Origin of the sequence: Lentzea rhizosphaerae (assembly GCF_042649515.1) — a bacterium.
Classification (GTDB): Bacteria; Actinomycetota; Actinomycetes; order Mycobacteriales; family Pseudonocardiaceae; genus Lentzea; species Lentzea aerocolonigenes.
Genome location: NZ_JBHRZI010000022.1, coordinates 89,478 through 106,644 on the forward strand (window position 1 = coordinate 89,478; position 17,167 = coordinate 106,644).

14 protein-coding genes are annotated in these 17,167 nt (G+C 68.2%); 6 read left to right on the top strand and 8 right to left on the bottom strand.

Annotated elements, in window-relative coordinates:
- Nucleotides 1–31: 31 nt before the first annotated feature.
- Both ACFOWZ_RS26855 and ACFOWZ_RS26860 read left to right on the top strand, forming a co-directional pair.
- Entirely contained in the window at nucleotides 32–1,039 is a 1,008-nt protein-coding gene (locus tag ACFOWZ_RS26855; RefSeq protein ID WP_382376662.1) for a toll/interleukin-1 receptor domain-containing protein, read from the top strand.
- Nucleotides 1,040–1,091: 52 nt separating this feature from the next.
- Nucleotides 1,092–1,829, top strand: a complete 738-nt coding sequence (locus ACFOWZ_RS26860; protein WP_382376663.1) for an SAM-dependent methyltransferase — start codon at nucleotides 1,092–1,094, stop codon at nucleotides 1,827–1,829.
- Between the two features lie 109 nt (nucleotides 1,830–1,938).
- Here ACFOWZ_RS26860 and ACFOWZ_RS26865 read toward each other — a convergent pair whose 3' ends face one another.
- Both ACFOWZ_RS26865 and ACFOWZ_RS26870 read right to left on the bottom strand, forming a co-directional pair.
- Nucleotides 1,939–3,600, bottom strand: coding sequence for a DEAD/DEAH box helicase (locus ACFOWZ_RS26865; RefSeq protein WP_382376664.1), 1,662 nt, complete (start codon nucleotides 3,598–3,600; stop codon nucleotides 1,939–1,941).
- A 1,850-nt stretch (nucleotides 3,601–5,450) separates the two neighbouring features.
- Nucleotides 5,451–8,804 (bottom strand): phosphodiester glycosidase family protein, encoded by a 3,354-nt coding sequence (locus ACFOWZ_RS26870; RefSeq protein WP_382376665.1) that lies wholly within the window; start codon nucleotides 8,802–8,804, stop codon nucleotides 5,451–5,453.
- Nucleotides 8,805–8,827: 23 nt separating this feature from the next.
- On the opposite strand from ACFOWZ_RS26870, the gene ACFOWZ_RS26875 reads away from it, so the two are divergent.
- The gene (locus ACFOWZ_RS26875) at nucleotides 8,828–9,676 is read left to right on the top strand and encodes a DODA-type extradiol aromatic ring-opening family dioxygenase (protein WP_382376666.1); all 849 of its coding nucleotides are present in this window, start codon (nucleotides 8,828–8,830) and stop codon (nucleotides 9,674–9,676) included.
- Nucleotides 9,677–9,889: 213 nt separating this feature from the next.
- On the opposite strand, the gene ACFOWZ_RS26880 is transcribed toward ACFOWZ_RS26875, so the two are convergent.
- On the bottom strand, nucleotides 9,890–10,198 hold the full coding sequence (locus ACFOWZ_RS26880) for a hypothetical protein (protein ID WP_382376729.1): 309 nt from the start codon (nucleotides 10,196–10,198) through the stop codon (nucleotides 9,890–9,892).
- The gene (locus ACFOWZ_RS26885; RefSeq protein ID WP_382376667.1) at nucleotides 10,123–10,515 is read right to left on the bottom strand and encodes a zinc finger protein; all 393 of its coding nucleotides are present in this window, start codon (nucleotides 10,513–10,515) and stop codon (nucleotides 10,123–10,125) included. Before ACFOWZ_RS26885 ends, ACFOWZ_RS26880 begins: the two co-directional genes overlap by 76 nt.
- On the opposite strand from ACFOWZ_RS26885, the gene ACFOWZ_RS26890 reads away from it, so the two are divergent.
- Both ACFOWZ_RS26890 and ACFOWZ_RS26895 read left to right on the top strand, forming a co-directional pair.
- Nucleotides 10,439–11,269 carry a helix-turn-helix domain-containing protein gene (locus tag ACFOWZ_RS26890; RefSeq protein WP_382376668.1) on the top strand — a complete coding sequence of 277 codons (831 nt, stop codon included), beginning with the start codon at nucleotides 10,439–10,441 and terminating at the stop codon, nucleotides 11,267–11,269. The two genes, ACFOWZ_RS26885 and ACFOWZ_RS26890, sit on opposite strands and share 77 nt — an antisense overlap.
- A 10-nt stretch (nucleotides 11,270–11,279) precedes the next feature.
- Complete coding sequence (locus tag ACFOWZ_RS26895) at nucleotides 11,280–11,441, top strand: DUF397 domain-containing protein (protein ID WP_382376669.1); 162 nt, start codon at nucleotides 11,280–11,282, stop codon at nucleotides 11,439–11,441.
- Here the strand turns inward: ACFOWZ_RS26895 and ACFOWZ_RS26900 are convergent.
- On the bottom strand, nucleotides 11,425–12,072 hold the full coding sequence (locus ACFOWZ_RS26900; protein WP_382376670.1) for a hypothetical protein: 648 nt from the start codon (nucleotides 12,070–12,072) through the stop codon (nucleotides 11,425–11,427). The genes ACFOWZ_RS26895 and ACFOWZ_RS26900 overlap by 17 nt on opposite strands.
- 34 nt (nucleotides 12,073–12,106) lie before the next feature.
- On the opposite strand from ACFOWZ_RS26900, the gene ACFOWZ_RS26905 reads away from it, so the two are divergent.
- Nucleotides 12,107–12,964 carry an ornithine cyclodeaminase family protein gene (locus ACFOWZ_RS26905; protein WP_382376671.1) on the top strand — a complete coding sequence of 286 codons (858 nt, stop codon included), beginning with the start codon at nucleotides 12,107–12,109 and terminating at the stop codon, nucleotides 12,962–12,964.
- 98 nt (nucleotides 12,965–13,062) lie between these two features.
- Here the strand turns inward: ACFOWZ_RS26905 and ACFOWZ_RS26910 are convergent, their stop codons facing one another.
- The 3 genes from ACFOWZ_RS26910 to ACFOWZ_RS26920 all read right to left on the bottom strand — a co-directional run bounded on the left by ACFOWZ_RS26910 (nucleotide 13,063) and on the right by ACFOWZ_RS26920 (nucleotide 17,067).
- Complete coding sequence (locus ACFOWZ_RS26910; RefSeq protein WP_382376672.1) at nucleotides 13,063–14,283, bottom strand: RICIN domain-containing protein; 1,221 nt, start codon at nucleotides 14,281–14,283, stop codon at nucleotides 13,063–13,065.
- Nucleotides 14,284–14,553: 270 nt separating this feature from the next.
- Nucleotides 14,554–16,005, bottom strand: coding sequence for a trypsin-like serine protease (locus tag ACFOWZ_RS26915; protein ID WP_382376673.1), 1,452 nt, complete (start codon nucleotides 16,003–16,005; stop codon nucleotides 14,554–14,556).
- 144 nt (nucleotides 16,006–16,149) lie between these two features.
- Nucleotides 16,150–17,067 (bottom strand): hypothetical protein, encoded by a 918-nt coding sequence (locus tag ACFOWZ_RS26920; protein ID WP_382376674.1) that lies wholly within the window; start codon nucleotides 17,065–17,067, stop codon nucleotides 16,150–16,152.
- Nucleotides 17,068–17,167 lie beyond the last annotated feature (100 nt).

Genomic DNA, 17,167 nt, shown 5'->3' on the forward strand with positions numbered 1-17,167 from the left:
TCGACTTCGGATCGGACCACCGTTGCCGCACGTGTTCATCAGCTACAGCCGCGAACAGCGGGCTTACGTGCGCCGGTTGGCCGACCACCTCCGCGAGGCCGCCGGCGTCGAGGCCTGGTTCGACTACGAGATCTTCACCGGGGAGCGCTGGGACAAGGTCGTCCGCACGAAGATCGACGAGTGCGCCGCGCTGATCCTGGTGATGACGCCGGATGCGGAGGACTCGCATTGGGTGGCCGAGGAGGTCGAGCGGGCGCGCAGCCGGGGCAAGGAGCTGTTGCCGCTGCTGCTCGAGGGATCACCGATCTTCGGGTTCAGCACGGTCCAGTACGAGGACGTGCGCGGTGGTGGCATGCCGGGTGACCGGTTCCTCCGGCACCTCGACGAGGCGATCGGGGGAAGGCGGCCGCCGGTCGCACCGCAACGTTCGCGAGGCCAACTGCCTCGGCGGCGGATCGAGGCGCGTCAACGGCGGGTTTCGAAGCCGAGGGCTCAGCGGTCCGCACCGCCGAGCCCGCGAAACCGCCGGTTGGATGCCCGGTTCCTGGCGCTTGGTCTGACTGCCGCTGCCACCGGTTTGGCCGCCCTGTTGGTTTCCCCACTCAGCAACGCACTCTGGCCGCTCGTCATCACCTCCGACTCGTCCGGTCAGCAGACGAGTGCGGGATCGAGCACCATCACCACGTCCTCGACCACGAGCTCATCGACAGCGGCCTCGACCACTTCGGTTGCCCCTGGTCGGAACGTGCGTTTGTCCTGCTACAACAACAGCACCATCGTCGGGCTTCTCGCTCGTGCGTGCGATGACGCCAAGTCTTTCGGCTGGACCATCGCGGACAGAGGTAAGTACTCCGAGGGCGTGATTCCCACGACCACCGTGTACTACCGCTCCGATCCGGAGGAGGAAGCCGCCGCGCGCGAACTCGCCGCGCTTCTCCGGATGCGGGTCGAGCCCAGGTTCGACGGCATCACCGGTCAGCCTCCCGGCCTGATCATGATCGTGACGAACGACTACCAGGGCCCGTCGCGCAACGGCTGATGGCGGGCTAATCAGGTGGCCTGTCCCAGTGACCTGTGATCGCATGTCGTTCATGGGGAGCTTCGAAGAGCTGGTGGCGGAGGGGGCCGCGGTACCACTGGAGGGCTGGGATTTCTCCTGGTTCGAAGGCCGCGCCACCGAGGAACGCCCGCCGTGGGGCTACGCGGCGCAGATCGCGGCGCGGCTGGCACGGGTGGGGTCCGCGCTGGACCTCCAGACCGGCGGGGGAGAGGTCACCGCGTCCGCGCCCGTGAAGCCGCCGCTGATGGCCGCCACCGAGTCGTGGCCGCCGAACGCCCTCGTCGCGTCGCGGAACCTGCCGTTGGTCGTGCAGGCGTCCGACGAGGGTCCGCTGCCGTTCCGCGACGACACGTTCGGCCTGGTGATCAGCCGGCACCCGGTCGTGACGCCCTGGCATGAGGTTGCACGGGTGCTCAAGCCCGGTGGGACCTACTTCTCGCAGCAGATCGGTGCGGGCACGAACCGCGAGCTGACGGACTTCATGATGGGGCCGCAGCCGGTGGGCGACGCCCGCAGCACCGAGCGGGCACGTGCGGACGCCGAGGCCGCCGGGTTGGAGGTGCTCCAACTGGAACCGGTCGAGTTGCGGGTGGCGTTCTTCGACGTCGGCGCGGTCGTGCACTTCCTGCGGAAGGTGCTGTGGACCGTGCCGGGATTCACCGTGGAGAGGTACCGCGACCGGCTCCTGGACATGCACGAGCACATCCAGGAGCACGGCGAGTTCGTCTCCACCTCGACCAGGTTCCTGATCGAGGCCCGCAAGCCCTGATCGTCACTGCGGACGGGCCCGGACAACGTCCCGGTCATCGGTCATGAACGGCGCATTTGTGCACCTGAGGTCGACAAAAGCGCCGTTCATCGCCTGGGCGTGAGGCGCGTCAGCGCGGCTGGCGCTCGCGGCGGATCGTGACCCGCTTGCCCTTGATCGTGGCGTCGCGCAGCTGCTCGATCACGTCGTTCGCCGCCGGGCCCGGCACCTCGACCAGCGAGAACCGGTCCGCGATCTCGATCGCGCCGATGTCGCGGCCCTTCAGGCGGGTCTCGCCGGTGATCGCGCCGACGATGTCCTGCGGCCGGATGCCCGACGAACGGCCCGCGCCCAGGAACAGCCTGGTCATGCCCTCGGACGGGCCACGGCGCTCGCGGCGCGGCCCCGCGGGGGCACCGTCGCGGCGCGGGCGGTCCTCGCGCGGGCGGACCTCCGGGATCTCTTCCTCGTCCGCGGCGGCGCCGGAGGCCTCGTGGGCGAGCTTCACGGCGGCGAGGGCGATGTCCATGACGTCGAACTCGTCGGCCAGGGTCTCGACGACCACGCGGAAGCGGCTGAGGTCGTCCTCCATCAACGACTCCTGCAGCGACGAGCGGGTCAGCTCCAGCTGACGGGCGCGCAGGTCGGCGACCGTCGGCACCTTCTCCATCGGGATCTTGGTCTTGGTGACGCGCTCGATGGTCTTGAGCATCGAGTTCTCGCGCGGCTCGACCAGGGTGATCGCGACGCCCTCACGACCTGCGCGGCCGACGCGGCCGATGCGGTGCGTGTACGCCTCGGGGGCCGACGGCACGTTGTAGTTCACGACGTGCGTGAGCTGCTCGATGTCGAGGCCGCGGGCGGCGACGTCGGTGGCCACCAGCAGGTCGGCGGTGCCGCCGCGCAGACGCGACATCACGCGGTCGCGCTGCTCCTGGCTGATGCCGCCGTGCAACGACTCGGCGCGGTAGCCGCGGCCGTTCAGCGTCTCGGTGAGCTGGTCGACCTCGTCGCGCGTGCGGCAGAAGACGACGGCGGCGGTCGGCGCCTCGACGTCCAGCACGCGGCCGAGGGCGGCGGGCTTGTGCTCGCGGCGCACCAGGTACGCGGTCTGCCGGACGCGCGGGGCCTCGCCGGGCTCGGTCTTCTCCCGCTCGATCTGGATCAGCACCGGCTCGCGCAGGTGGCTCTTGGCCATGCGGTTGATGCGCGGCGGCATCGTGGCCGAGAACAGCACGGTCTGCCGTTCGGCGGGCGCCTCGGCGAGGATCGCGTCGATGTCCTCCGCGAAGCCCATGTCGAGCATCTCGTCGGCCTCGTCGAGCACGACCATCTCGAGGTCGCCGAGCTGCAGCGTGCCGCGCTGCAGGTGGTCGATCGCACGGCCGGGGGTGGCGACCACCACGTCGACGCCGCGGGACAGCTCGCGCAGCTGACGGCCGATCGGCTGGCCGCCGTAGATCGGCAGCACGCGCGCGCCCATGTGACGGCCGTAGCGGTGCACGGCTTCACACACCTGCACGGCCAGTTCACGGGTCGGCGCGAGCACGAGCGCCAGAGGCTTCTCGCCCTTGCCGATCCGGTCGGCGATGCGTTCGAGCAGCGGCAACGCGAACGCCGCCGTCTTGCCCGTGCCCGTGGCGGCCTGCCCGAGCAGGTCGTTGCCGGCGAGCAGCGGCGGGATCGCTTCACTCTGGATCGGCGTCGGCTCCTCGTAGCCCAGCGTGGTGAGTGCGTTGAGGATGTCGGGCCGCAGCCCCAGGTCGGCGAAACCGTTGTCGGCGGTGGTCATGACGAGTATCTTCCCTCACCGCCCGACATCGCACTCACTCAGACCAGGTCACGCGGGCGGACGGCCGTCTCGCCGGGCCATGTGTCTGCGAGGACGCCCACGTTGATGGGGGCGCCCGTGGCCTGGGTGTGCCGGTCATCACGTCGCTGCCGGGTCCACTGCGGACGGTCGGTCTGGTCCGCTGGATCGCGATGCGGCAGACGGGTGATTGCGTCGAAATGCCGTCGTGGCGCGTAACGGGATGAGTGATCACCTCTATTTGCGATGCATGGCTCGATTACCCGCGTTCGTGATTCTGTTCTTGTTGGTTCTGTCCGGCCCTGCGGGTGCGAAGCAGCAGAACTGGTCACCGACAACGGTTGATCCTGGGCCGTGGACGGAGCTGCACACCGACGAACCGGGTGGGCCGGGGCGGATCAACGTCAACGAAACCTGTCCGATGACGTTCACCTGGTGGAAGCGCGCGGACGGCGTGAGCCTGATCGTCAAGACCTTCACCTGTAAGAATCCTCGTACTGCGGCAAGACTCTCCGGTCTGCTGGCGTCCTACGACGAACGTGAGGCACGACCGCCCGTCCTCGGTCCGGCCATCGACGTCGCACACGCGGAGTCGGTACCGGACGTGGGATTTTCCGTGAATCGGCATTGGGCACAAGGCACGTCGGTGCTCATGGTGCAGATGCTGTGCGGGCCGCTCGACTGGGCGAGCTGCTTTGACATCGCCGACCCCGCCACGAAGTCCTACGCCGCGGCGCGGTCCGGTACACCGCGGCGATTGGAAGAACCGATCCAAGCCTTCTTCAGCGCAACGGAGAGCACATTGCTCACGGTGTGGTGCTTGTTCGTCGGCGTGCCGGCATTGGTGAGGCAGGTCACGCGTGCCCGCTACCCGAGGCCGGTGCTGCCGTGGTGGACGGACGTCGGTCCGGACGTGCGCAGGGCTCGGCTCCGCTCGGTCGGTTGGGGCCTGCTGGTAGGACTCCGCCGTGTTTGTTACGTGTTGATCGTGGTGCTGCTGTTCGCCCGGGGGCGCGAAGCGGGTGGGTGGGGCTGGATCGCCTTGTTCACCGCAGTGGCGGTGGGATGCTGGTGGTGGGCGCGACGTGTGTGGCAGCCGGTGTTCGGTGTCTCCCGTTGGTGGGAGTTCGCTCGCAACACCCGGACGAAACTGCACCTCGTCGGCGGCCTGCTCGTCTGGACCTGTGTTCGGGGCGGCGCGTTCTTCCTGCTGCTCGTCGCCGAGATGTCGATCTACATCGAGGCGACTGGCGGATTCGACAGTCCCGCGCTGCGCAACGTCACCCTGCCTGACAACCCGAGCGATCTCTCGCTGTACCAGTCCTTTCTCGTCATCGTGGTCGGTGTCAGCTCGGAAGGTGCCAGCGGGCTCATCTACCTGTTCGTGATCGGTGGGCTGACGCTGCTGCTGTTGCTGGACCAGGTCAGCAAACGGCTGTTGACGCCCAAGTTCGACTTCGCAGGCGACGGCCGGGAGGAGATCCTCTACCTGCGCAACTTCGGTGACGACCGGATGCGGTTGCGGGCAAGCAGGTTGAGCAGGCGCGGTGTGCTCGCAAGGTTGTCGCCGTGGCAGACGCGACCGTTCGAGACGGTGGTGCTCAGCCGGTTGCGAATGGTCGGTGACGCTTATGCCGTGAGTCACCCGAGGCGCGCCACGTTCAATCCAGGGGTGCCCAAGGTCTCGCTGGCCGGTGACTGGCTCCAAGCTGTTACCGAGCAAGCTGAGCGCGCCCTGTTCGTGGTGGTGTCCGTGACTCCGCGAGCTGTCGGCAAGGAGGGCTTCCTCGAGGAGCTCCACATGCTCTCCGACGTGCTGAGCCACAAACGGATCATGCTGGTCGTCGGCTCGTGGCGACGCAGCAAGCTGGTGCACAACTGGACCGAGTTCCTCGCCGCAACGAGGCATCTCGCGTTGTTCGCGCCGCTCGACCGCGTGACGGGAACCCTCGCCACTCAGGTGATGGTGCACCTGCCCGGAATCGGCTGGGAAGCATGGGGTGCCCGCACGCGGTCGGAGTGGTCCTACGCGGTGTCGCTCGACCTCGCGTTGCGGCGGGCGTTGCCGATCTGGCGTGCTGGCCGGCAAGCGGAAGACTCAACTGCACCTCCGCACGGCTCGTCGCCTCGTTCACCGTGACCGACACCTGAACCTGACCCGGCTTGAGCGCGGTGAGCGTCCCCGTGCCGGGATCGAGCCACGCCACGTGCCACGGCCTGATCCCGGACCTCGGACCCACGTGCAGGCCGGGTGACCCTTCCCACACCACGTTCATCGGGTAACGCACCTGAACGGTCCGCGCACCCTGTTTCACCGTGGCCGCAACCGTTTCCGGTGCGCCGAGCCGCACGGTCTCCGGCGCGTGGACCTGGAGCGAGTCCACGTGCGGCCGGATCTCCGCGGTGATGCCGCGGTCGGTGACACCGACGAGCGTCCAGCCGGTGAAGCCGCCCGCCTCGGCAGGTGCCTTGCCGGAGTTGCCGTTGATCACGTGCGGCACCCCGTCCACTGTGGACGCGAAGAACCCGCCGACGTGACCCCCGATGAACGCCGTGGGTTCGTCGCGTTCGGACAGCAGCCTTTCGACGTAGGCGGCTTCCATCCGGTCGGAGAGCTGGCTCGTGTGCGCGGGCGTGGGATCGCGTGGCGGGTGGTGCATCATCACGATCGCCTGACCGTTGGCCTGGAGAGCGTTCCGGAGCATCTCGACCTGGTCGAGGCCGCCGCCGCGCAGCGTTCCGGTCGACGAGTCGAGCAGCACGAACCGGGTGCCCCTGTGGTCGAACGTGCGGTGGGTGGCGCCGAACTCGCGGCGGAAGTTGTCGATCGTGCCCGGCCCCATGATCTCGTGGTTGCCCGGCACGTAGTACCAGGGGAAGTCACCGAGCTCCTCGGTCAGGATCCTGCGCGCGAGCTTCAGGTCCTCCGGCGACGCCTCGTCGACGAAGTCGCCGTTGATCACGACGAACTCGGCGCCGGACCGCCTGATCTCCCGCAGCGTGCGGCGGGCGGACCTCACCAGGTCGCTGTCGGGGTTGCGGGCGACGAACTGGGCGTCCGACATGACCGCGAACTTCCAGCCGTCCGCTCTGCCGATCACGTCCTCACGCAGTTCGGGGGTCGCCGGCAGGGCGATCGACGGCGGGACGCGGGCGGTGATGTCGTCGACGATCACCTCGCCCTGGTACGAGCGGTCCGCCTTGGTCTCGATCACGGTGAACCTGGTGACCTGGACCGGGAACTTGAGCTCCGGTGGTACCGCGACCTCGATCTGTTGCCAGCCGTTCCAGGTGATGTACGGGCCGTAGAGCGACCGCGACTGGCCCGTCGAGTCCGTGACGGTGAACGCCGTCCACTCGCCCTGGCCGCTGCCGCGCACCCAGGCGGCGAGCGAGAGCGGCTGGCCTTCGATCTGGAGCGGCTTCGGCGGGACGGCGTACGCGGTGCGCGTGCCGGTCGACTGCGTGAAGTCGTAGCTCAGCTCGAGGCCGCCGCCGGTGTGGCCTTCGGGTTCCGGCGTGACCCGGGCGGTCGCGCGCGCCGAACCGAAGGTCCACTGTGGAGCGTCGTCGAACGCGGCGATCAGCTGGTCGTGGACGCCGACGGTCACCGCGACCCGGGCCTCCGCGCCCTGGGCCCTCGCCCTGATCGTGGTCGCGCCGGGCTTGAGCGCCTTGATCTGCAGGTCCGGGGTGACCGCGATGATCTCCCGGTCGTAGCTGAGGTCGAGGTCCGCCCGCTCGATCGGCGCGCCGAAGCTCCTGGCGTCGAAACCGTTGATCTGCAACGGTTTGCGTTCATTTTCGGTGAGGCTGATCCGGGTGTTCTGCGGTACGAGCCGCGTGAGCTCGCCCAGGACGGTGAGCTTGGTCGTCTTGGTGGTCGCGCCGCGGGACGCCGTGAAGCTGGCGGGCCCTGTTCGTGAGGCGTGGAAGGTGTCGCCGATGGCCCAACCGCCCGTTGCGCGCGTGACGTGCTCGTTGTTGGTGGCTGGGCCGAACGTCTCGTCGTGGCCGCGCACGGTCATCCGGCGGGTCATGCCGGGAAAGACTCGGTGGCTTGCGGTCTGGACGTCGAACCCCGTGAGCCGGCCGCTGCCCGTGGGTGCGTAGAGCGCGAGGCCGTTGGGGACCGGCCGCTCACCGCCGTCCGAGGGCGTGTTGACCACCTTCAGCTCGGTGGTGCCGGGTTCGCGGGCGAGCATGGTGGACGAGCCGCCGCCGTCGAGGTTGAGCGCGTTGTGCGCGCCGAGCTCGATCATGGCGTCGGCGAGGTCCTTGAGGCTGAGTCCCGGCAGGTGGGGGCCTTGGCGTCCATCGACGGTCAGCATCACCATCTTCTTGCCGTCCTGCGAGAACCCGACGGCGGTGCGCGGGTGCACGGGGTCGGCCGGCGCGACGTTCTTGCCGTCTTCGACGAGGAGCTGCCTCCCTCCGACGGCCGTCTTCGGCCGGCTGCCGTCGCTGGTGTGGCTCTGGTAGGTGACCTCGATTCGGTCGCCGGGCTTGAGCGCCTTGAGGACGTCCGCACCCTTGTCCCTGCCTACGAGCGCGTAGCCCTGCACGGGGGTCGCGCTGGGAACGCCGACGCTTTCTACTACGTCATCGCGCACGATCACTTCGGCGGTGTTCGTTGCACCTTGAGTAGCGCGCGCTCTGCTGTACGTGCCCCACAACGGGTTGAAGACGCCGATCCCGTCAACGTCGATCCGCGCGCTGTTGAGCTGCGTCAGCCTGTGCGTGCCGTTGAGCGTGCCTTCGAAGAAGGTCTCCATCACGCTGCCGACGCCCGCCGCGTCGATTCCGACGGCTCTGCCTCGGCCGGACTTCCTGAGCTGCCCGTCCTGGATGCCGACGCCTTCGGGGGCGTGGGAGTTGTTGATGTCGAAGAAGTCGCCGTTGATCGCCGCAACGGCGTTCCTCGCCTGCTGTGAGAGGGGAGCGGCCTGCGCGACGGTGCCGGTGTCGACGTACCCGACCTGTGCCTGCGTGAGGTCGACGGCGAGCGCGTCGCCGCGGATCCAGCCCTCGGTTCTGTACCAGTCGAACGAGCTGAGCGTGACGCCCGGAGCAACGGGTCTTTCGGTGCGCTCGGTCTCGATGCGTCTCGTGATGTCGGCGTGAGCAGGGGAAACGGGCGCAAGGAGGGCGGCGGCGATGATCACCGCAAGTGCACGTCTCGTCACGCCCCGGAACCTAGACTGACCCGGTGAAGAATCGCCTAACGGTCTGCTCGTCGCACCTGATCACCCTGCCCAGCGCACCCCACGGCCCGGTCCGCGCGGCCATCGGGACGGCGCGCGAGGCCGTCGAGGCCTTCGACCCGGAACTGGTCGTCTTCTTCGGCACCGACCACCGCCGCGCCTTCCGCGCCGTCGTCCCGACCTTCGCGGTGGTGCTGTCCGCCACCGCCCAGGGCGACGTGGCCGGCCCGGTCGGCACCTACGACGTGCCCCACGCGATGGGGCGTTCGCTGGTGGCCGACCTGATCGCCCACGACTTCGACATCGCCACGGCGTACTCCGCGGCGCTGGACCACGCGTTCGGCCACACGACCCGCGACTTGCTGGGTGCCGTGGACGCGAAGCCGGTGCTGCCGATCTTCATCAACTGCGCCTCACCGCCCCACGCGTCCTTCCGCCGCGCGGCGTCGCTGGGACGCCGCGTCGGCGAGTTCTTCGCGGATCGCCGCGTGCTCTACGTCGGCTCGGGCGGCCTGGCGCACGACCTGCCCGGCTTCCGCGAGCCGGAGACGGGCGAGGCGCTCACGGAGGAGGAGCGCCAGGCGTGGATCAAGTCCGTCAACGAGAGGGCACGCGAGGAGGGCACGATCCGCGAGCTGGTGCGCACGTGGGACGAGACCTTCCTGGCCGGAGTCGGCGACACGTCGTGGGACTGGCTCGACTCGATCGGCGTCGACCTGGTCGAGCGCGGCGGCAACGGGGCCGCCGAGTGCCTCACCTGGACGGCGGCGTGGGCCGCCGGTGGGCAGGCCCTGACGACGCTGGCGCACGAGTTCGACACGAACGGCCGCGCGGTGGTGATGTCGGAGCGGTGACGCGTCCGTTCGGATGAACGCAGTCGCTGCCACCGCTCAACTGGGGACTTGTGCCGCGGACGTCTGACGGGGGCAAGGATCCGTTCGTCACCGAAGGCCTGACTGACATGGCGAACTCTTCAGGTTCTGGGGAAGCCCGGTCGTGCGGAGACGTTGTTGCGCGCTGAGTTGGCGAGTGACAGGTCGGGCGAGACCATCGAGCAAGGCTGACCGTCATCGAGCGTCCGGCATCTCCACCGTCGAGAGGACGTCGGCCTCAGCCAGGTACAGACGGCCGAGGTCGATGAGAAGCGTTCCGAGCTCCCTGTAGTGCTCCGCGCGTTCGACATCGGGAATCAGCCCGCACGTGCGCAACATGTTTTGTGCGAGCAACTCACCGAACTGTGGATAAGTCTTCACCACCTCACGCGAGAGGCGTTGAAGAGATATGCGGAGCAGGTCTTCGGTCAGGATTTCCGCGGCCATGGCAGGATCCCCTCGCTCTCTCGCCAGATGCCGTCGCAGTCCCAGCACGTCGGCCACACGTTCTTGTCTCGCCACAAGCTGACCTGGTGCGGTACAAAGGGATGGCCGCACAGGGTCTCGGCGAGCTGCCCCCTGGTCAGCTCGTCGTGGATGGCGTGTCGCAGCCCCTGGTGGGGCGTCCAACGGAATCTCACACAATTATTCTGCTGCTTGGAGGAGCTCCAAGCTAACGCCCTTTTGGGTTGTGTTGCGGTCAAACGTTCTGGAATGGGTGAGAATGGGGCTACGGTCCTCGCCATGCCGAAAAGATTCTCCACTGCAAGGGGTCGGGAGTTCGGTGACGGGCTGCGCGCGGCCATTGCCGCCACGGGCATGACTTCCCGCGCGGTCGCTGAGCTCGTGGGCTGGCAGGAAGCCAAGGTGTCCGACCTCGTGAACGGCAAGGGCGGGGCGACCGAGCTGGAACTGGCCGTGCTGCTGGGCGTCTGCCGGACGCCGCCGGACGAACGCGACCACCTGCTGTCGCTCTTCAACGAGACCAGTCTCAAGGGCTGGTGGCAGGACCACGGGGCGTGCACGCCGGTCCGGCCGCGCACGTTGATCGAGCAGGAGCGCGCCGCGAGGAAGCTGATCAGCTGGCAGGTGTCGCTGGTGCACGCCCTGATCCAACTGCCGGAGTACGCGCGGGCTGTCATCGCGTCGTGCGCGAACGTGCCCGAGGACGAGGTCGAGGAGCGCGTGGAGGTCCGCACCGAACGGCAGATGGTGCTGCGCAAGGGTTTGAAGTGCCTCTTCTACCTCCACGAATCGGCGTTGCTGTCACCGATCGGTGGACACGAGACCATGGAGGCGCAACTGGAGCACCTGCTGAAGATGGCGCAGCGGTCGTACATCGAGATTCGGATCGTGCCGTTCTCGGTCGGTGCACATGCGGGGCTCGCGGGGGCGTTCGACATGCTGACCTTCGACAAGTACGAGCCGGTCGTGTTTCTGGACAGCGAGAACTCGAGCCTGATCATCGAGGCGCCGTACGCCGTGAAGGCGTACGAACGGGTGGTGGAGGCGCTCGATGAGATCGCCTTGGATGCGGAACAATCGAAGGAGCTGATCAATCAGCTGCTGACATGAGGAGAGACCGATGGCCGAGTGGCGCAAGAGCACCCGGAGCGGAAACGCCGGCAATTGCGTGGAGATCGCCGCCGGCATCGGCATCCGAGACAGCAAGGCGCCCGCCAGCCACGTCGAGGTGGGCGCAGCCGCGTGGTCCGCGTTTCTCGCGAACGTCACCCGAGAGGACTGAGAAACGGCGCGAAGTGGTCGGCGACGTCGTCTGCGACCGCTTCGGCGTCACGGGTGCCGTCGACCTCGATCACGCGCATCCCCAACGCACGGGCGGCGCGCACCGCGTCCTCCGCGACGAGCCGGTTGCGCTCCAGGCGGTTTCGTTGCGCCCGAGCAGGATCGCTGACCTCGGCGGGAAGCGCTCCGGCGCGCGGCAGCACGCGAAGCTGGTGCTCGCGGAACTCCGGCGTCGGCACCACCACGACCATCCTGCGCGGTGAGTCGATCAGGGGTGCCACCAGTTCGGGGCGCAGGCCCCAGCCCTCGGCGAGGATCGGCCTGCCCGACACGAGTGCGCGCAGGTCGTCGAGCACCCACTCGAACCTGGCCGGAAACCCTGCCAGGGTGCTCGCGGCCATGTCGGACGGTGTCGGGTGCACCCACATGTCGTCCGGTGAGCTCGGCAGCGGTTTGCCGCTGGCGATGCGGCGGTCGTTGTGGCCGCGGGCGTCGTGGTAGTCGTAGTGGTAGGCGGTGATTCCGTGTCGCAGTGCCAGGATTCGTGCCACCGTCGACTTGCCTGCCCATTGCGCGCCGCCGATCCACAGCGCGTTGCGCAGGGTGCCGAACGGATCCCAGGTCTCGGTCACGGGTGCCATTCTGCCGGTCGTTACCATCCGAACCATGACCATGCCCGCGGCGATCGAAGCCGTCCGCGCAGCGTTCGTCGGCCTCACCGCGGGGGAGTTCGACCTGCCGCCGCGGCAGGCGTTCAGCGAGAGCCGCTCGCTCGTCATGGCGGTGCACCACCGGCCGACGCGGTCCACGGCGGTCAAGGTCATCAGCATCGAGCTGGAGCGGGATCCGGTGATCGCCGGCACGGTCGTCTACTCGCATCCCGAGGGTCAGTTCGCCACGGACGCGGTGCCGCTCACGACGTTGCGGACGGGTGCTGTCGTCGGTGTGGCAACGGATCTGCTGGCCGACGAGGACGCTTCCCACCTGGCGATGCTCGGAGCCGGGGCGCAGGCCGCGGACCAGGTTCGGGCGGTGCACGCGGTGCGGCCGTTGAAGAAGCTCGTCGTGTTCAACCGGAACGTGGAGAAGGCCGAGGCGCTCGTCGACGGGTTGAAGGACGAGCTGCCGGACACGGTGATGGACGTGGCGGCGAACGCCGAGGACGCCGTTGAAAGCGCGGACGTCGTGTGTTGTGCGACGGCGTCCACCGTGCCGTTGTTCCGCATGGAGGCGTTGAAGGAACGGGTGCACGTCAACGCGATCGGGTCCTACCGGCCCGTGATGAGGGAGCTGCCGGAGGAGTTGCTCGCCACGGCGGAAGTTGTTGTGGTGGACCAGGTCGAGGCGGCGTTGAGCGAGGCCGGGGAGATCATCCGGGCGGTGAACTCCGGTGTGCTGCGGCTGGAGGCGCTCGTCGAACTCGGCGCGGCGCTGGGGAATCCGCCGCTGCGGCAGGGGCGGACCGTGTTCAAGTCCGTCGGGGTGGCCGTGCAGGACTGGGCCGTGGCAAGGCTTTTGGCCTGAACGAACGCTGGACGTGAACCCCCTTCCGCCGCAAGGGGTTCACGTCCAGCGCGGTGATTCTCCCAGCCAGGCCATGCGCTACCGGGCCGGGAGTGACCTCAGACCTGCCACTTCTGGTTGGCCGTGCCCGCGCAGTCCCAGATCTGGAGTCTCGTGCCGTTGGCGGAGGAACCGCCGGTGGCGTCGAGGCACCTGTTGGCCTGCGGGTTCACTATGTCCTGAGCACCGCTGACGGACCATCGCTGCGCTCCGGTGCCGTTGCAGTCCCAGAGCTGGACCGCCGTGCCGTTCGCGACGCCTCCGCCGGAGACGTCCATGCACTTGCCCAGCGCGCGGATGGTGCCGTCGCCGGGGCGGCTCCACTTCTGGGCGGCGTTGCCGTTGCAGTCGGTGATCTGGATGGGCGTGCCGTTGGCGGTGTTCGCCCCGGCCACGTCGACGCACTTGCCGCCGATGCCGCGGATCTCCGTGCCGCCGGTGGGCGGCGGGCTGTCGTTGGAGACGCGGACCCAGTCGATCACGAGCTGCTGCGGGAACGTCGTGCTGCCGTCCGGGTAACCCGGCCACTCACCACCGACCGCGAGGTTGATGATGATGAAGAACGGCTTGTTGAACACCCACGTCTTGCCGCCGAGGTCCTGCGGCGTCTTGCGGCCGTAGACCTGGCCGTCGACGGACCACACGATCTCACCCGGACGCCAGTCGACGGCGAAGTTGTGGAAGCCGTCGGCGAAGTTCGGGCCGTTGTAGACGTGGGACAGGCCGCCCGCACCGCTGTAGCCGGGGCCGTGGATGGTGCCGTACACGGTGTTCTGCTGGTGTCCCAGGAACTCCATGACGTCGATCTCGCCGGAGCCCGGCCACGGGTTACCGCTGTTGATGTCCGCACCCAGCATCCAGAAGGCCGGCCAGATGCCCTTGCCGCGCGGCATCTTCATGCGCGCTTCGAACCGGCCGTAGGTCTGGGTGAACTTGCCCGCGGTGTTGATGCGGGCGGACGTGTACTCGCAACGGCCGTACCAGCACTGGTAGTTGCCGGGGTTCTCGCGCTTGGCGGTGATCACGAGATTGCCGTTGCCGTCGTGCGCCGCGTTCGAGGTACCGGCCTGGTACCACTGAGACTCGCGGTTGTTGCCGTTGTTGTTGCCCACTTCCATTTGCCACTTGCCGCCGTCGACACCCGTGCCGGCGGGGGCGTTGAACTCGTCGGCCCAGGTCACCGCCGCATTGGCAGGGGGAGCTTGGGTGGTGGTGGCGACGGTTGTCCCTGCGGCCACCATCAAGGCAGCGGCGAGGGCCGTCCCGATGCGTCGCTGCATCGAACCGACCTTTCCTGGATTTAGTTGTGCGCCCAGTGGTTCGGAAGTGTTGTCACGCCGTGACTCTCGGTCAACGTGTAAAGGTTTTCAAGAATTTGTCAGATGAGAGCGCTCTCAGGAGATCGTGGGCGCTGCCAGCGGGAACGCGAGTGAAACGGGGGTCGGAGGCTTGGGAGCCTTCCGCAGGGAGCCCGTCGGCGTGGAAGACCGCCGACCTGGCACGCCGAGGTCCGGAAGGCCCCGAGCGGAGCCTTCCGGACCTGGCAGGGATCAGCCCATCGGCGTGGTGATCACGTTGAAGACCGAGCCGCCGCTGGCCTGGCGGGCGCTGAGGTCCTCGAGGATCGTCGAGACCGGGGAGTAGTTGTTCAGCTCCCCCGGCTGGCAGGCGCCGCTGCGGGCCTGCTGGCTGCCGTTGAGGATGCCCAGCGCGGCCTTGTCGACCTGGCTGAACAGCGGGCTGCCGCTGTCACCGTTGCGGGCGCACAGGTCCGTGTTGATGCCGACGTCGGTGGACAGGACCCGGCCGCACCTGGTGCCGGGGTGGTAGCCCGCTCCGGGACCGCTGTCGTAGGACTCCGGGTAGTCCACCGAGCTGGCACCGGCGCCCGACGTGCACACGATCGCGCCCGCCTTGACCTCGGCCAGCGGGGTGACCTTGGTGATCTCCTGGTTCTGCGACGTGGCCTGCGGGCCGCACGGGGTGTCCGCGTTGCTGTCGTTACCGCCGTTGCGGCAGAACTTGAGCACCGTGTTGCGGTTGGTCTGGCCTTCCAGCCACTTGATCGCGGTCTTCGCGTCGACGTACCGCAGGGCGGCGTAGTCGTACGGGTACGCGTTCTTCTCGATGCCGTGCATGTTCACGACGTTGAGGCGGTTGTGCTGCGTCGGCACGGAGTTCTGCTTGTTCACCGTGCAGTGGCCCGCGGTCAGCACCCACGACGCGTTGGGGAAATTGCCGCCGGTCGTGCGCAGGTTGAAGGCGGCCGTGCAGCCACCGGTGGTGCCGTTGTCGCGCCTGATGTCCAGCCGCAGACCACCTCTCATGGGGCCGTAGTTCGTGCAGTACAACGGGTGGCAGTAGCCCACGTTGACCGGGTCGCCCGCGAACGGCGTCGGCTTCGGCAGGATCCGGGTGGAGACCAGGCTCGGATCGGCGTCGAACGTCCGGTTCTCCGGCACCGCCTGAGTGGTGGTCCCGGGCTTGTTCTCCTTGAGCCACGCGCGTTCCCAGACGACGACGCGGTTCTCGGTCTCGCTGATGGCCGGCAGGTGCACGGCGTCCGCACCGGCGCCGACCTGCTTGCTGATCCGGTCGTGGACCGACTTCAGCGTGGCCAGCGAGTGCTTCACCTCGCGGATCTTGACGTTGGCGCGGTCGGGCATGCCGCCGACGTAGCGCTGGGCGACCGCGGGCTTCGTCATGGCGACGACGAGCTCGCCGCCGGCCTCCTGATCCAGCCACATGCCGCCGTACTCACCGGCGGCTTCGCGCTTCAGCGTCTGTTCGAGCTTGATCGCGTCGTTCTGGAGCTCCAGGCGGCGCAGGGCTTCCTGTTCGCTGACGCGGTAGTTCTTGACCAGGTAGGCGATCGACTCGGAGACGGTGCTCGGGTCGATCGCGGTGTGGAACGACGGTCCGGCCGTGGCCGATGCCGATGTGATGGTCGCCGAGACCATCAGGCCTGCGGCGACCACCCCCAGGTGTCTGGCAAACCGCAATGGGTGCTCCTCGTTCGGATGAGTGACTCGACCATTGAAACGGTTGCCGGGCGCCGAACGTTGGAAGATCCGCAAGATCTTCACAAACTTTCGCCTGAAGAATTTTCAGTGAGAGCGCCCCGAGGAGCGCTCTCGCCGGTCACGTCACCCGCAGCGGACGTCGACGAAGATGGTCTTCTCCTGCCCGATGTTGGACACGCGCACCTGGACGGTGCCCGGTCCGTTCAGGTGCTGGTTCTGCACGTCCACGCGCAGCACGGTGCAGCCGGGCTGGTTCGCGACCGAGATCTGGTGCGCGCCCGCTTCGACGGCCTCGACGTGGGCCTCGTGCATCACCATCAGCTCAGGGGCGTAGTAGGACCACTTCTTGTTCGACGCGCCGTTGGTGTCCGTCCACGTCACGGCGTACCCGTCCAGCGGTCCGGCGCCGTCCCAGCGGTAGAAGCGGGTGTCGATCTCGACGATCACCCGGTCCCCGACCTTGAAGTTGTCGGTCTTGCTGTGCGCGGGGACGAACCCGTGGCGGTTGCCGCCGGAGTTGCCGCAGTCGACGACGTTCAGTCCGTTCGCGACACCGAACTTCGCGCAGCCGGCCAGGAAGTCCTCGACGGTGGTGACCCAGACCTTGTACACGCCACCGTTGTTGGGCGTGTCCAGGTAGGGGAACAGTTGCACGGTCGTAGCGCCGTGGTCCACATCGGACCCGGTCACGTGCTCGCAGTCGGTGTCGACGACTCCGCTGATCACACCGTCCGCAACGGTGAACTGGCGGCAGCGCGCCGGGTCGGTGGACAGCAGCACCTTGCCGCTGGGGTCGGTCACCTGGAACACGTACGTGCCGTCGTCGAGCCCGGCGGCCGTCTGCGGCGCACCGGGGCCGGGGCCGCCGTCGAGGTACACGTCCTGTTTGGACGGATAGTGGTTGAAGTTGACCTCGCTGCCGTCCGGCAACGTCGTGAAGATCGCGCCCGATGGTGCGTGGGCGCTCGCGGTGGTGGGTACCAACAGCGCTGCGCCGACGGCGACGGTGGCCGCTGCCGCCCAGCGTCCGGCTATTCGCATTCCTGCCTCCGGGTGGTGCAGATCCCGGCTTCGGCCGACACCCCGCCGGCCGCCCCGACGCCGCAGGCGATCACGGTACTTGTCATCTGACCTGCGGCCA